Below are 12,764 nucleotides of genomic sequence, written 5' to 3'. Positions count from 1 at the left end.
GTCATGTCACCGCGTGGTGTTGCGATCCCTGACGTACGACAGCAGCTCTTCAACGCGGCCGAGCGCGTGCTGCTGCGCGAGGGCCCGTCCGGCCTGACTGGACGCGCCATCACCAAGGAGGCCGGGTGCGCCACCGGCCTGCTCTACAACCACTTCGCCGACCTGGACAGCTTCCTGGCCGCGCTGCTCCTCGATCGCGCGGCCCGGACGGGCGAGAGCCTGGCCGGCCTGCCTGGGCTGGCGGGCACGGGCCGCGTGGTGGACAACCTCCTGGACGCCGTCGAGACGTTGTTCGCGAGCAACCTGCTCGCCCTCGCCGGGCTCGTCATGGCCAGGCCGTCCCTCATTCCCCGGCTGGGCGACGCACTCGCCGACGGCACCCTGCACATGGATTCCGGCGAGCGCGCCTTCGCCGCCTACCTCCGCGCCGAACGCGAACACGGCCGCGTCCAGGCCGAAGCCGACGTGGACTCGCTCGCACTCGCCCTGGTGGGGACCGCGCACCATCTCGTGCTGAGCCACACTCCCGACCTGCGCCGGCGCATGCACAGGGTGACCACGGCCCTGATCGCGGGCGTCCAACCGACGATCTAGCGAGGCGCGGACCTGGCGCAGGCGTGGAGGCTCGGCGCAGCCGCAGAGCCAGGTTCGCTCCCTGGCATCGCGGCCCCGTGAGGAGCAGGCTCCAACGCGGCGATCGAACGGATTTGAGAGGGCTTTAACCACGTGAGTGGTTGGATCCGCCACATCGCCGAAAGGATTCGAGACATGAGCAAGCACGTACTCGAACCGGAAGCGCAGGAGATCGCGGATGCCACCGCGAACCCGCCCTTCCTCTATGAACTCGGACCTGAGGGTGCCCGCAAGGTACTCGACGATATTCAGTCCGCTCCGATCGACAAGCAGCCCGTCGCCGGCGACAAGTGGATCACCGTTCCGGCGGAGGTCGGAGATGTCCAGGTGCGCATCATCAAGCCTGAAGGGACGACCGGCCTCCTGCCGGTGATCCTCTACATCCATGGCGGCGGGTGGATCCTCGGCAACTCGGCCACGCACGACCGGCTTGTCCGCGAACTCGCCAACGGCGCGCGGGCGGCCCTGGTCTTCGTCGAGTACGACCGCTCCCCGGAGGCGCGCTATCCCGTCGCCATCGAGCAGGCGTACGCGACCGCGCAGTGGATCATCAAGAACGGCGCCGGCGAAGGGCTCGACGCCAGCCGCATGGCAGTCGCCGGCGACTCGGTCGGCGGCAACATGACCGCCGCGGTGGCGATCATGGCCAAGCAGCGCGGTGACGTGCGGTTCGTGCACCAGTCGCTCTATTACCCCGTCACCGACGCGGCGCAGGACACCGACAGCTACCGCGAGTTCGCCGACGGGCCGTTCCTCACCGCGAGGGCGATGGCCTGGTTCTGGGACGCGTACATCCCGGGCGATGGAGCGCAGCGCAAAGAGATCACCGCGTCACCGTTGCGCGCCTCCCTGGAGGAACTCGCGGGCCTCCCGCCGGCGCTGGTCATCGTCGACCAGAACGACGTCCTCAGGGACGAGGGCGAGGCTTACGCCGCCAAACTCACTCAGGCCGGTGTTCCCACGGCGTGCGTCCGGTACAACGGCATCATCCACGACTTCATGATGCTGAACCCGGTGCGTTCCACCCAGGCCACCACAGCGGCCATCGACCAGGCTGTCCACGTGCTGCGCAAGGCACTCGGCACGCTTTGACACTCCCGTGACGTGTCGGGGAAGACCGTCCTTCTGCGATGAGTTTCGGCCCGGGCGTTCGAGGATGAGCCAGGCTGCTTGGAACTGATAACGCGAGCGGAGCGTGTTTGCCGAGGTCGCGGTGCGCTCTTTCATCTGCGGCACGGTCTGGACGCCCTGAGCCGGCTGCCGTCCACCGAGGATTCGTGACTCACCGACACGCTGCCGGTGGCAGGGACGGCCGCATCGCCCACTGCGACAAGTCCGGTTCGGCCGGCCTCCATTGCATGATGCTGCCTTCGATCCCGCAGCATCCTGCCACCCGTCGATCTTCAAACTGCCCGTCACCCCCGCCATCCTTGAACGAAACATCCAGCGCGAATGAATCCTTCTGGGGGAAGCGGAAATGAAGAAGATGATCAGCAGGGTCTTGGCGGTAGTCGCGCTGGCTGGCGCGACGTTCATGGGTGCGAGCAGTGCGCACGCCGCGGCGGACTTCTCCGATGTCATCGTGTGCGTGCGGTCGACGGCGGAGTTCGCGGACGGTTCGGTGCTCTCCTGCACAAACGTCTGGTAGACGGTCTCGTTCCATCGGATTGGGGTGTGGGCGCGGTTCGCCTCACCCCAATTCCGTTGCTCTGACGAAATGCGGCCAGGCTGAACCAGGGGTGAACGCACCGCGAAAGCCGGAGTGGAAATCCAGATCTACCTCCCATTCCGAAATCGGGCTTCACATGACCACCTGACCCGAGGTGGGGCACCCCGCACGATGACCAGCGGGCATCTCCCCGAGGGGAACGCCGTCTGTGCCGGTGCGCCGGACGATGATGTCCATCGCCCCGCCGGCTGCGCGGGTCCAGCCCGTCGACATCCTGCCCCGAAGCAGGGCGATACCGGTCGCGCCGCCGACAGCGTGCGGTTTGTGAGGGGCGCGTCGGAGGGTGAGGCGGTCCGCGTCACCTATCCCTTATCACCTATCACCCGGAGGAACGGGTCAATGTCCCAACCTGTCTTTTCGTCGGATCGTGCGCGGCCACGCCAGCTGCGTACGGTCACAGCTTCGGCGCTGGCCGTGAGTATGACCGTGGCCGCGGCGTCCCCCGCTGCCGCCGCGGCCACGCCGTACGCGGACTGGAGCGGCACCACGGCGCAGCGCGCTCAGCTACAGCAGTTGGCACGGAACCTGGTGGACGCCGGGGCGCCCGGTGTGGTCGTGCGGGTCGACGACGGCCGCGGCCGGCCGATCGAGATCGCCGAGCAGGCCACCTGGACCAGACGGGATCACCTGCTCAAGGTGGGAGACGAGTTCCGGATGGGGTCCCACACCCAGACCGTGATGGCCACGCTCGTGCTGCGGCTGGTCGCCGAGGGCAAGCTCGCTCTGACCGACCCGGTGGAGAAGTGGCTGCCTGGCAAGGTGCCGGGCGGCAAGGCGATCACGTTGCGCATGCTGCTGAACCACACCAGCGGCCTGTTCGACTACACCGATGACGCCGCGCTCCTGCCGTCGATCCTCGGCAAGGATCGGCGGCGGTGGACCTCGGCGAAGCTGCTCGCCGTGGGGGTGAAGCACGATCCGCTGTTCGCGCCGGGCACGAAGTGGTCGTACAGCAACACCAACTACGCCGCGGTCGGCGCCGTCCTGGAGCGGGTCACCGGGGCGAGCCTGGCCGATCTGGTCCGGGATCGGATCGCCCGACCGCTCGACCTCAAGCACACCTACTTCGCCACGGACTCCACCTGGCGCGGCTCCCATGCGCACGGCTACGAACCGGATGCCGCCCACATGCCGCAGACCGTGCCGGCCAAGTTCCGGCACTTCGCCGGGGCGCGCCACCACGGTCACGTGGACGTCTCCGACAATGACCCCGGGTGGAGCGGGGCGGCCGGGGCGCTGGTGTCCACCACACGGGACTGGTCCCGGTTCTACACCGCGTTGATGTCCGGCAAGCTGCTGCCCGCCGCCCAGCTGGCACAGCTGCGCGCCACTGTGCCGAGGGACCCGCAGCAGCCGGACGGGCCCGGCTACGGACTCGGCATCCAGACCGGTACGAGCCCGTGCGGCACGTTCTGGGGTCACGAAGGCGGCATCCCCGGCTACCTCACCATCAGTATCACCGACCGCACCGGCACCCGCTCGGCGACCGTCCTCATGTCGACGGAGGTCCAGGCCGAGTTCGGGGCCGACCCGAAGATCGCCGAGGCCGCCCCGGCGCTCCAGACGGCCGTGGCCTGCGCGATGTTCGGCCAGCCCGTGCCGACCACGGCTTCCGCCAACTGACCGGTGCGGTGGTGATCGGCCTGCATGACCCGCGCCGCCGACCGGTGGACGCCGCACTCCCCCGCCACGGCGTCGGACTCTCCCGGTCACCGGCGAGCGCTCCACGCGCCCAGCTCACCATCGCAAGGCACCAAGCCGCGCCGCAGCCCCTGACCGGCTGCAGACAGTGACAGACCGACATGTCCACCATGCCGCGAAGACGAAGATCGGAGCTTGAACGACAAGCCAAGAGTCGCATGTTTGCGGTGTCCGGCGGCGGGCAGGCGGCGGCTGTCTGCCCCGGGCGGGGTTCTCCCCGAGGCTTCGTCCGGAGCAGGCCGGGCAGGGACACCTGCCGGGGAAAGCGTCTCCCGACGGCCACGGCGCGGGAGACGACGGGACTCGCAGTCGAGCACTACGGATCGACACCAGACGCCACGCGCGCCCGCGGCGTAGGGATACCAGAAACCACCCCGCGGTTTCGAACGGCTGGCCCCGACCCCTTACACCGACCGGCACACCAGCACCCTGTTCCTGGGCACCTGCAACGCCGACGACGTGGCCGCCCGCCTGTCGATCAGCGTCCAGCACATGCGCCGGCTGGCGACAGGCACGTCCTTCAACAGGATCCGTGAGGAACTGCGGCGCGACATCGCCGTGGACCGCGGTGGCGAGTCCATCGACGAGCTCTCCCATCGGCTCGGGTTCTCCGAGCCGAGCGCACCTTCACGCGCTGGGTCGGGCGTTCGCCGGGCGCGTACCGCCACAGCCTCCCGTGACCGCGGCGGCCGTCAGGCGTCAAAGCGTCCGCGGGCAGCCTCGATGTGCGCCAGGTACCGCTGGGTCCAGCCGCACATCCCGTCAGCCACCGATCGCAGAGCCCTGCCCGGCTCGGTGAGGGTGTACTCCACCCGCGGCGGCACGGTGGGATGCACCTCGCGCTCGACCAGGCCGTTGCGCTCCAGCATGCGAAGGTTCTGGGTGAGCATCTTGTGGCTGATGCCCTCGATCTCCTGCCGCAGCTCGCTGAAGCGCAGGGTGCGCTCGCCGAGGGCCTCGATGATGAGGAGCGCCCACTTGTTGGCGACATCCGAGAAGATCTCCCGCGCCAGGGAGTCCGCGCGTCTGAGGTCCGCGGCCTCGGGTGAGCTTCCGTACTGCTTGGTCACCATCGGGTTCCCCAGTCACTGAAAAGTGCGTTCTTCCATGTCAGAGAACACTCTCCTACGGTTCCTGAGTAACCACAAGTGACTACGAAAGCAGGCGTCATGGCCATCACTCTGGTGAACCCCGACGGATTGCCCACGATCGACGTTTACCGGCAGGTGGCGATCGCGTCCGGGACGAAGCTGGTCTTCATCGCCGGGCAGGTCGCCTGGGACGCGGAACCGGAGCTCGCAGCGCAGGTCGAGCAGTGCTACCTCAACATCGGCACTGCCCTGGCCGAGGTCGGCGGTTCCTTCGCCGATGTGGCGAGACTGACCGTGTACGTCGTCGACTGGACTCCTGACAAGATGCCGGCTCTGCTGGAGGGGATCTCCCGGGCGGCCGGAAGGCTCGGGATCACTCCCGTTCCCCCGGCCACTCTTGTGGGTGTCGCGGCGCTGGACATCCCCGACCATCTGGTCGAGATAGAAGCCACCGCGATCCTCGACTGAACTGGCGTAGCTACGCAGGCGCCCGCCGGGCCGGCCAACCAGCCTTCCCACCGGCATCGAACTCTTCGTCGACGGCGGCCTGGCGCAGGTGTGAGCCCGATCGGCCGGAGCGGCTCGGCTGAGCACAGGGCGGCATGTCCACACGGTTTCTAGGTGGGCAACTCCGTCCCGGCCTGCTCGGCGATCATGTACGCGGCATACCAGCTGGGCCAGTCCGCGTCCGGTTCGCCGGTGCGCTTCTCGTGCTCACCATGGGCGGCCTCGGCCCGCCGCAGCGCCTCGGCCAGTTCGCCCGCGGAGGTGTAGGAGGCGGGAGCCGGGTCCACGCGCCCGGGCAGGCGGGTCGTGACCTCCTGCATGACCCAGGTGTTGCCGTCGGGGTCGCTGAAGGTGGCGAGGGAGTTGTAGGTGCGGCGCTCCGGATCCAGGCCGTCGGCCTGCCCGTCCGGGGTGCGGTGGAAGATCTCGCCGACGTCGACGCCGGCCGCGACCAGCGCCCGCCTGGCGGTCTCGATGTCGGAGACGATCACGTACGCCCTGGCCGAGCCGGGCGCGGCCGAGGTGATGTTCTCCCCGAAGTGCACCGAGCCCGGCGAGCCCGGCGGCGTGAACTGTTCGACCCCGGGCGGCGTGACGTCCTGCCTCCAGCCGATCCTGCGGTAGAACTCCGTCGCCCGCTCGACGTCAGAGACGGGCAGGACGATCACCTCGATCTTCATGTCGAAGCTGCCGACGCCGACATCTGTCGTGCTCATCGCTATCTCCTTGGTGGCGATCTTTACCAGGACCCGGGGGCCCTTGGGGTCGAACGGGATGCCGCCGGGCTTGGCTCGTTCGAGCTGGGCCTTCATGGAAGCTGCGCCGATCTCGAGGCGGGCGTCGCCGAAGGCGGAGTGGTGCACGAACGCGTTCCGGAAACTGACATCTCCGCTGGAAGTACCCGGGTAGCCGTTCCAGCCGATCAGGCGCGGGTAAAACCATCCGCCGGTGTGGTTCTCCACCGCGTCATCGGCTGCGTTGGCGAAGCGGAGAGGCGGAGCACCTCCTGCCGACCCGGTCCGGGCCGGGGCCGATGCCGCGTTCCAGGTAGGCACCGGCGACGTGGGCGTTGTCGATCCCGGCGCGCTTGAGCACGGCGTCGACGCCTTCCCGTGCCCGGTCGAGGGCGTCCGGATCCGTGGCGTCCACACGCATCGCGGTGACCGCCGGGACGGGCCGGGCCCGCGCGGGGTCCCGAGGAGCTTGCCTGGTACCAGAACGTGGCTGCACTCCCCACCAGGGGCGAACGTCACACCGGCGCCAGGACCATGGCCGTGCCCAGGAGGACCGCGACGGAACCCGGCGGGACCGTAGTCGAAGGACCGGTTTCGTCGCGGTGGCGTCGGCTGAGCAGCATGCGACGCTCCGCGGCACCGGGACGTGGGCCGAACGACTCGGATGTGAGGGACCAATTGCTCTTCGAACGGTCCCCGCCGACCGTCACTGTGGAGAGGCGGGGAGTGTGCACCCGGGGCGAGGAGGGTTGGCGCTGTCCCAGGCCGCTGCCCGATCTGCGTCTCGACGGGTCGTGCTGGAGGCCGCGGCTTCCTGGGTGTGCTCGGTGGGGCCGCCATGGGCGTCACCTGGGCGACGCTCACCGCCCTGGCGATGGTCCGGCTAGGGGGAGGACATGAAGATCAAGAACGTGATGTCCACGCCGGTGGTCGTGGTGCCGCCGTACACGGCGGTGTGTGATGTAGCCCGGCAGATGGACCATTCCGGAGTCGGCAGCGTCGTCGTCAGCGACGGACAGGAGGTCATCGGCATCGTGACCGACCGCGATCTGGTGCTGCGGGTGCTCGGGCAGGGAGGGGACGGCCAGGCTCAGGTGCGAGAGGTCATGACCAGGGATCCGGCCACCGTGCGACCTGATGACGACCTGGACGTGGCGGTCGAGATGTTCCGACGGAGCGCGTTCCGCCGGCTGCCCGTGGTGGAGGCAGGCACGGTGATCGGACTCCTGAGCGTGGACGACCTGCTGCTGCGGGTCAACCAGCTCACAGCCGACCTGCTCCGGCCGCTGGCCAGGCAGATCAGCACGCCCGGGCACTTCCAGGAAGGCTAGCGCGGTTACCACGAACGTTCACCGGCGTACAACGGCGATCCGGGGTAGTGGCCAATGATCACCTTCGCCGTAGCAGCGCCGCGATGCTCGCCGTGAGGGCAGCACCCACTCCTAAAGCCATGAGCACATGCTTGGTGTCCGAAGACGCGTGCCTCTGCCGGATCACTGGCCTCGCCGGGAAGCGCTGGGCCTTGTTCAGTTCCTCATCTACCACGCGACAAAACGCGCGGCTGCGGGTGCGACTCGAGGCCGAGAAGCTCGCCCTCGCACTTGCCCAGTGCTGTCTAGCAATCTCGCCCTTGAAGGCATCTGCGACATACATGCGTAGCTCGTTGTCGGGGAGCTGGCCGAGCTCGTACATCGCGAGCCAGTGGACGAGCCACAGATTGTAGTACATGCGCATCTGGCGAGTCTGATGATCCTGACCGTCCAACGGCGCTTCCAAGACCTGCATCAAGTCGGGTGTATCCATCCCGAGTCGGACCATCTCCAGATGCTGTGCTCTGGCCATCTGCAAAGCAGAAATCCGGACACTCCGCGCCTGCACGACGACGGAGAGCGCGACGCCGATGAGAGAGATCGCGGCCAGCAGCGTCGCCGCCGGCCCGTACGCCTGCCCGATATCGCTCAACAACGACCAGTCGAGCCCCGGCGTTAGCTCCACCACGCGGGCCATGGCCAGCGGCGAGAAGATCAGCAGTCCCCCGGCTAAGAGGAGCATCATCAGCGCGAACCACACGACCGTCGTTCGCCATATCCAGCGCCTCATCCGCTCTCCTCGCTCGTTGGTCGACGTCTTCACCGTCCAATCTGCCCGGGTTGCGATCGAAGATCACCGGTGCCCAGCACGCCCGCTACCGCTACCTTCGCCGACCTGGCTTGAACTTCACCTGCACATCGACCACCTAGCATTCGAGCCGAGTGCGGGGGTTGACTATGGATCTCACTCGAGCGCCGAAAGCGGTTCCGATGCCGAGCAACTCCAACGTTGCCTGCCGGACCATCGGTACCGCGTTGCTCGGCAATGCTCGATAGTCCTCGGCAATACTCGGCAAGGCATGGCACCGGACTTCTAGTCCAACGGTCGCAGGTTCGAATCCTTCAGGGCGCACTTCAATTACGGTGTTGACCTGCGAAAACATGTGTTGGCCCACTTGTGTGGAACATGGTTCTAGCCGTTACACCGGCATCTTCGTCCCGTCCGGGAAACTCGCCGACGGATGCAGAATTCTCGGCGCCGACCGTGTCTACGCCATGTACACGGAAGATCCGTTCCGTGGAGAGGTGGCGAGACACATCAGGGACGCCTTCCAAACCCACAGGCAACCGATCCGAAGCCGGATCGGCAAGGCCAGCCCATCACCAAGAACTTCCCCGGCAACTACGACGTGATGCCCAGGGCCCCCTTGACCAGGCGGGCGAACAGCGAGCTCGCCCCCCGGCGGCGTGCTGCTGAACGGGAAGAACCGCACCCGGATGACCTGGTACTGTCCGAACCTCAGCGGGGCCGGCACGGGCAAGGAGTGCGACGAGTATCCATTCCCTCCACCTTCCGATCGCTCGGCGTCGAGGGCAAATGGTCAACAATGTCTGGACGCCTACGTTCAACGCCTCAATTCGCATGGTGAGCGCGGCGCACAACCAGGCCGCCGGACGCGATCTGGGAGCTTTCTACTCCCGCTATCGCGTCTTCACCTCGAGCTCCCGTGAAGGCGGCGCGGGCAACTGGCCGTCCAACGCCTTCTGGGTCAGAATCCGCACGGGCACGCCACCGTCATAACTCCACAGTCAGGAGGGGCGTCTCCGGGATGCCCCTCCTGGCGCACCGACAATCGGGAGGTGACCGTGCGGTCGCCGACGTACCTGCACGACCTTCTGGTCTCGACTCTCTTCACCGAAGAACTCGATCACGACATGGACCTGTGGTCGCTGGGATTCAGCGCCCTTTGGATCAAGGGAGCGGATCTCGACACCCTCGCCCAAGCCTTCTCCTTGGACCTTTCCACCCGCACCCCGAGCCACCTGAGCGAAATCCTCGACCACAACGGCGACGACGGTTCTCTCTGGGTAGCCGAGGCCGGAGGTTGGACGGGCATCCTGCCGGCACGTTCAGACGACGCTTTCCTGCTGTCGCTGACCGAAGGAGGCCGTCACGCCCTCAGCTTCAGCATGGACATCAACGGCCATGACAGCTTCAAGTACATCCGGGACGGGGACACCATCGTCTCTTTCCGGCCCACCTGGCCCGACTCCAAGCACGGCAGCGACCCGCACGCGCTCGATCACCTGATGGATGGGCTGCGCTTTCAGGTCAGTGGCGACGACAACCCCGTGGAAGAGGACGAGAGCATCAGCTCGACCCTGGCGTTGATCGGCCGCATAACGGAAACGGACATGGCCGCTGACTGGCTTGAGGCGGTGCACTCCCGCATCGGACTGACCCGAAGGTGACGGGGTTGGTCTCCGATCGCCCTGGCGGGCGGCCCGTTCCGGGCTGAAAATCGGGGTGGTTGCCCGCCAACGTCGTGTCTCTATGCGCGCCTGATGATCTGGCTATCAGGCCGGCCTTTCAGATTGCCCGTAACGACGGGGGTGATGTTGGCCGGCGCATCGCTCTCATGCCCTCGCGGGACTTGGCCGCCGCGTGGGGCCACCGGCGTGAACGTAGGCGACCGCGAAGGAGTACCACGTGCGGGCGTTCTTGGCTCTGGCCATGGAGGCCGGCAGACCGCACTCCAGCTCGAAGGCTTCACCGTTGCGCGCGGCCTGACGAAGCCCGGACCGGAAGCTCTCGGCCAGGCCCTTGGTCTTGAAGGTGGACGACTTCTCGCGGTTATCGACCCGCCCAGCGCACGGTGTGGGAGACGATGCGCGGTTTCTTGCCCTGACCGAGGCGGGCCTGCCCGACGTTCGGACAGGTCCGCCCGGTTCTGGCTCGGGAACCCTTACGGGATCACGAACCCCTGTACGGCTGCGATGGGCAGCGGCTAACACGAAGCCTTGCCCAGCTTGAACCCGGCGTTGTAGCCGTGATCGTATGCCGCGTCCTGCAGCTCAGGGGCCAGCCCCTGTCGGGGCTGTTGGCCCTTGCATGAGGCTTGCCCTTCGGTGTATCCCTCGTTGAAGCCGCGCGAGCACAACGTCCTGAGCTCGCCGTTGAAGTTGCGGGTGCACGTGGGCGGCGCGACCTTCAAGGTCGCCGTGATGTGACTGTCGCCGGCGCTCACGGACGTCGGAACGACCGAGGCTTGCGAGACAGCGACCGTCCCGAACACGAGGGCGGGGATCAGCGGACTGGCGATGAGCAGACATTTTCCGCGCATCTTCGTCTCCTTCCTGATGAAGCCATCTCGAAGACCGCGACTTCATCCGGGGAAATGGCGCTGGGATGGCTCGGGAGAGCCGATCCTCGTGAAGGCGAACCTTCCTTGGGAATTTCTGCTTCCTTAGCCTCTCAGCGGAGGACATCTGGCTGTGGCCCCTGATTTTCGTCGCCGCCCATTGGCGATGTTTTCCGACATCGCATGCCGGCTGGGGCGACGCACTACCTCCAGCATGGGATTCGGCTTTTCTGCGTGTCCAGGCACTTGACCTCAATCTGAGCACGGTTTTTCCTGTTGCCCGCAGATTTCCGAGATCTTAACTGAACACGAAGGGACCTGCCTGTTTGCGCCAGGCTTCAGGGGGACAGCAGAGCGGCCGGGGACAGTCAAAACATGGCTTGAGTTTTGTCGTTTTGTAGGGCGGCACGCGGGACGAAAGCAACTGGCCGATCTTGCATCAGCGGCTGAATCGCCCCGCTCTCCACATCGAGGAACCGCTATCTCCTCCACAGGTGCCAGGTGGCGAGCACGACGAGCGCCGTGAAGCCCGACGTGAGCGCGCCGCCCTCCCCGATGAACCAGCCGGAGTGCTCCGTGGCGGCGGTCATGGCTCCGGCGACGAAGTAGATCGATGCGTTGAGGGTGGCGTGCAGGACCAGGACCGGCCAGATGCTCCCGGTGGGCGGCGAAATCCCCAGTCGAGGGTGCGCACGCCTCCGCTGAGCGCTGAGGCCACCAACGCCGCCAGGGCCGGCATGAACGCCTGCCCGTAGATGGCGATCTGGGCTGCGATCGGCGCCTGGCCGACCTGGTTGATGTCGAGCCCCTGGGACACGGCGAAGGCGATGAGAGGCAGGTCGATGGCCGTCAGCGTGATCCCGAAGAGCAGGATCGGCCGGAGGCCGGTTCGGGTGGTCGTGTTCATGGCCGACAGTCCACCTGCCGGGCGGTCCCACCCGCCTGAGAGCACGGTCCCCTCCGAGTCCCTGTGCGGTCCCGGAACCGGCTGCAGGTCAGCGATCAGCCGGCGGTGCGTCCGGCGGCGGCCGGTCCGCCGGGGTGGCAAGCCCTTCGACGGCCATCCGCGCGAGGACCCGCCGAACGTCTTCCACGTCCACGCCCGCGATGGCCGCCAGTTCCTCCACCGGGTACGGCCCGGCGCCGCGGCGGTCGACAAACGAACGGATCGCCCGGAAGGTCACCAGATCGGCCGTTCCCGCGGCCAGCGACTCCAGCTCCTTGAGCGCCAGATCCAGCCACACGACATCCTCGCCGGCCTGCACGCGACGCTCACGCTCACGGCGCATGGTCGCCAGCAGCCCGGCGGTGTCGTAGGCGATCTCGGTGAGGATCCGGTCGCGCTCGACCTCGTCCACACCCTCATGCTGCGCCTGCTCAGCATGCGGTGTCCCCCAAGTCGGACAAAATCATCCCCGAGCAAGTTGTCCGATAAGACGGTCTTGTCTGACCTGTTCGCGAAGGATCAGGGCACGTAGGTCACCTCGGGGAAGCGCGGCGCGGGCCCGTGCAGCAGGCGGCTGTCCAGCCCACGCAGGTGCCGGTCGAAGAAGGCGGCGGGACAGGCACGCTGCACGGCCAGGCCGCGCTCGGTAACCACGGCTGGCCAGCTCCTCGACCACGACCGTGGAGTCAGCCCGGTTGGCGCCGTTGCCAGGCGAGAGCACCACCACCGGCAGCCGCCTGCCGCGCACGGG

15 protein-coding genes are annotated in these 12,764 nt (G+C 67.3%); 7 read left to right on the top strand and 8 right to left on the bottom strand.

Annotation, left to right across the window (positions count from 1 at the left end; genetic code table 11):
- Window positions 1-3: 3 nt before the first annotated feature.
- The 4 genes from ACWDLG_RS12910 (at window position 4) to ACWDLG_RS12895 (ending at window position 3,985) form a co-directional block, all read left to right on the top strand.
- Window positions 4-594, top strand: coding sequence for a TetR family transcriptional regulator (locus tag ACWDLG_RS12910; RefSeq protein ID WP_449919174.1), 591 nt, complete (start codon window positions 4-6; stop codon window positions 592-594).
- 174 nt (window positions 595-768) lie between these two features.
- Entirely contained in the window at window positions 769-1,725 is a 957-nt protein-coding gene (locus ACWDLG_RS12905; RefSeq protein WP_449919171.1) for an alpha/beta hydrolase, read from the top strand.
- Between the two features lie 385 nt (window positions 1,726-2,110).
- A complete protein-coding gene (locus ACWDLG_RS12900; RefSeq protein WP_449919168.1) occupies window positions 2,111-2,281 on the top strand; it encodes a hypothetical protein in 171 nt (56 codons plus the stop codon).
- 501 nt (window positions 2,282-2,782) lie between these two features.
- Window positions 2,783-3,985 carry a serine hydrolase domain-containing protein gene (locus ACWDLG_RS12895; RefSeq protein WP_449919722.1) on the top strand — a complete coding sequence of 401 codons (1,203 nt, stop codon included), beginning with the start codon at window positions 2,783-2,785 and terminating at the stop codon, window positions 3,983-3,985.
- A gap of 770 nt (window positions 3,986-4,755) precedes the next feature.
- On the opposite strand, the gene ACWDLG_RS12890 is transcribed toward ACWDLG_RS12895, so the two are convergent.
- Window positions 4,756-5,136, bottom strand: a complete 381-nt coding sequence (locus ACWDLG_RS12890) for a winged helix-turn-helix transcriptional regulator (RefSeq protein WP_449919165.1) — start codon at window positions 5,134-5,136, stop codon at window positions 4,756-4,758.
- 96 nt (window positions 5,137-5,232) lie between these two features.
- Here ACWDLG_RS12890 and ACWDLG_RS12885 point away from each other — a divergent pair, with 96 nt between their 5' ends.
- Window positions 5,233-5,622: a RidA family protein gene (locus ACWDLG_RS12885; protein ID WP_449919162.1), complete on the top strand. Its 390-nt coding sequence runs from the start codon at window positions 5,233-5,235 to the stop codon at window positions 5,620-5,622.
- Window positions 5,623-5,771: 149 nt separating this feature from the next.
- Here ACWDLG_RS12885 and ACWDLG_RS12880 read toward each other — a convergent pair whose 3' ends face one another.
- Window positions 5,772-6,524, bottom strand: a complete 753-nt coding sequence (locus ACWDLG_RS12880; protein ID WP_449919159.1) for a VOC family protein — start codon at window positions 6,522-6,524, stop codon at window positions 5,772-5,774.
- Window positions 6,525-6,627: 103 nt separating this feature from the next.
- A complete protein-coding gene (locus ACWDLG_RS12875) occupies window positions 6,628-6,816 on the bottom strand; it encodes a hypothetical protein (protein ID WP_449919157.1) in 189 nt (62 codons plus the stop codon).
- A gap of 475 nt (window positions 6,817-7,291) precedes the next feature.
- On the opposite strand from ACWDLG_RS12875, the gene ACWDLG_RS12870 reads away from it, so the two are divergent.
- Window positions 7,292-7,726: a CBS domain-containing protein gene (locus ACWDLG_RS12870; protein ID WP_449919154.1), complete on the top strand. Its 435-nt coding sequence runs from the start codon at window positions 7,292-7,294 to the stop codon at window positions 7,724-7,726.
- A gap of 58 nt (window positions 7,727-7,784) precedes the next feature.
- On the opposite strand, the gene ACWDLG_RS12865 is transcribed toward ACWDLG_RS12870, so the two are convergent.
- Window positions 7,785-8,495, bottom strand: a complete 711-nt coding sequence (locus ACWDLG_RS12865; RefSeq protein WP_449919151.1) for a DUF6082 family protein — start codon at window positions 8,493-8,495, stop codon at window positions 7,785-7,787.
- A 1,070-nt stretch (window positions 8,496-9,565) separates the two neighbouring features.
- Between ACWDLG_RS12865 and ACWDLG_RS12860 the strand changes: the two genes are divergently transcribed.
- Complete coding sequence (locus tag ACWDLG_RS12860; RefSeq protein ID WP_449919149.1) at window positions 9,566-10,177, top strand: DUF6461 domain-containing protein; 612 nt, start codon at window positions 9,566-9,568, stop codon at window positions 10,175-10,177.
- Window positions 10,178-10,713: 536 nt separating this feature from the next.
- Here ACWDLG_RS12860 and ACWDLG_RS12855 read toward each other — a convergent pair.
- From ACWDLG_RS12855 to ACWDLG_RS12840, 4 genes are all read right to left on the bottom strand, one after another.
- Entirely contained in the window at window positions 10,714-11,049 is a 336-nt protein-coding gene (locus tag ACWDLG_RS12855) for a hypothetical protein (protein ID WP_449919147.1), read from the bottom strand.
- Between the two features lie 604 nt (window positions 11,050-11,653).
- Window positions 11,654-11,974: a hypothetical protein gene (locus ACWDLG_RS12850; RefSeq protein ID WP_449919145.1), complete on the bottom strand. Its 321-nt coding sequence runs from the start codon at window positions 11,972-11,974 to the stop codon at window positions 11,654-11,656.
- Between the two features lie 88 nt (window positions 11,975-12,062).
- A complete protein-coding gene (locus tag ACWDLG_RS12845) occupies window positions 12,063-12,425 on the bottom strand; it encodes a hypothetical protein (RefSeq protein WP_449919143.1) in 363 nt (120 codons plus the stop codon).
- Between the two features lie 107 nt (window positions 12,426-12,532).
- Entirely contained in the window at window positions 12,533-12,667 is a 135-nt protein-coding gene (locus ACWDLG_RS12840) for a hypothetical protein (protein ID WP_449919141.1), read from the bottom strand.
- Window positions 12,668-12,764: the final 97 nt, after the last annotated feature.

It is taken from the genome of Nonomuraea sp. NPDC003727, assembly GCF_053586935.1.
Note: the sequence above shows the minus strand (reverse complement) of the source record. Positions and strands in the feature narration are given on the sequence as shown.

What these genes read in the sequence shown, in the direction of transcription:
- ACWDLG_RS12910 (WP_449919174.1), top strand. Translation starts at nt 4, where the DNA reads ATGTCACCGCGTGGTGTTGCGATCCCTGACGTACGACAGCAGCTCTTC.
- ACWDLG_RS12905 (WP_449919171.1), top strand. Translation starts at nt 769, where the DNA reads ATGAGCAAGCACGTACTCGAACCGGAAGCGCAGGAGATCGCGGATGCC.
- ACWDLG_RS12900 (WP_449919168.1), top strand. Translation starts at nt 2,111, where the DNA reads ATGAAGAAGATGATCAGCAGGGTCTTGGCGGTAGTCGCGCTGGCTGGC.
- ACWDLG_RS12895 (WP_449919722.1), top strand. Translation starts at nt 2,783, where the DNA reads ATGACCGTGGCCGCGGCGTCCCCCGCTGCCGCCGCGGCCACGCCGTAC.
- ACWDLG_RS12890 (WP_449919165.1), bottom strand. Translation starts at nt 5,136, where the DNA reads ATGGTGACCAAGCAGTACGGAAGCTCACCCGAGGCCGCGGACCTCAGA.
- ACWDLG_RS12885 (WP_449919162.1), top strand. Translation starts at nt 5,233, where the DNA reads ATGGCCATCACTCTGGTGAACCCCGACGGATTGCCCACGATCGACGTT.
- ACWDLG_RS12875 (WP_449919157.1), bottom strand. Translation starts at nt 6,816, where the DNA reads ATGCGTGTGGACGCCACGGATCCGGACGCCCTCGACCGGGCACGGGAA.
- ACWDLG_RS12870 (WP_449919154.1), top strand. Translation starts at nt 7,292, where the DNA reads ATGAAGATCAAGAACGTGATGTCCACGCCGGTGGTCGTGGTGCCGCCG.
- ACWDLG_RS12865 (WP_449919151.1), bottom strand. Translation starts at nt 8,495, where the DNA reads ATGAGGCGCTGGATATGGCGAACGACGGTCGTGTGGTTCGCGCTGATG.
- ACWDLG_RS12855 (WP_449919147.1), bottom strand. Translation starts at nt 11,049, where the DNA reads ATGCGCGGAAAATGTCTGCTCATCGCCAGTCCGCTGATCCCCGCCCTC.
- ACWDLG_RS12850 (WP_449919145.1), bottom strand. Translation starts at nt 11,974, where the DNA reads ATGAACACGACCACCCGAACCGGCCTCCGGCCGATCCTGCTCTTCGGG.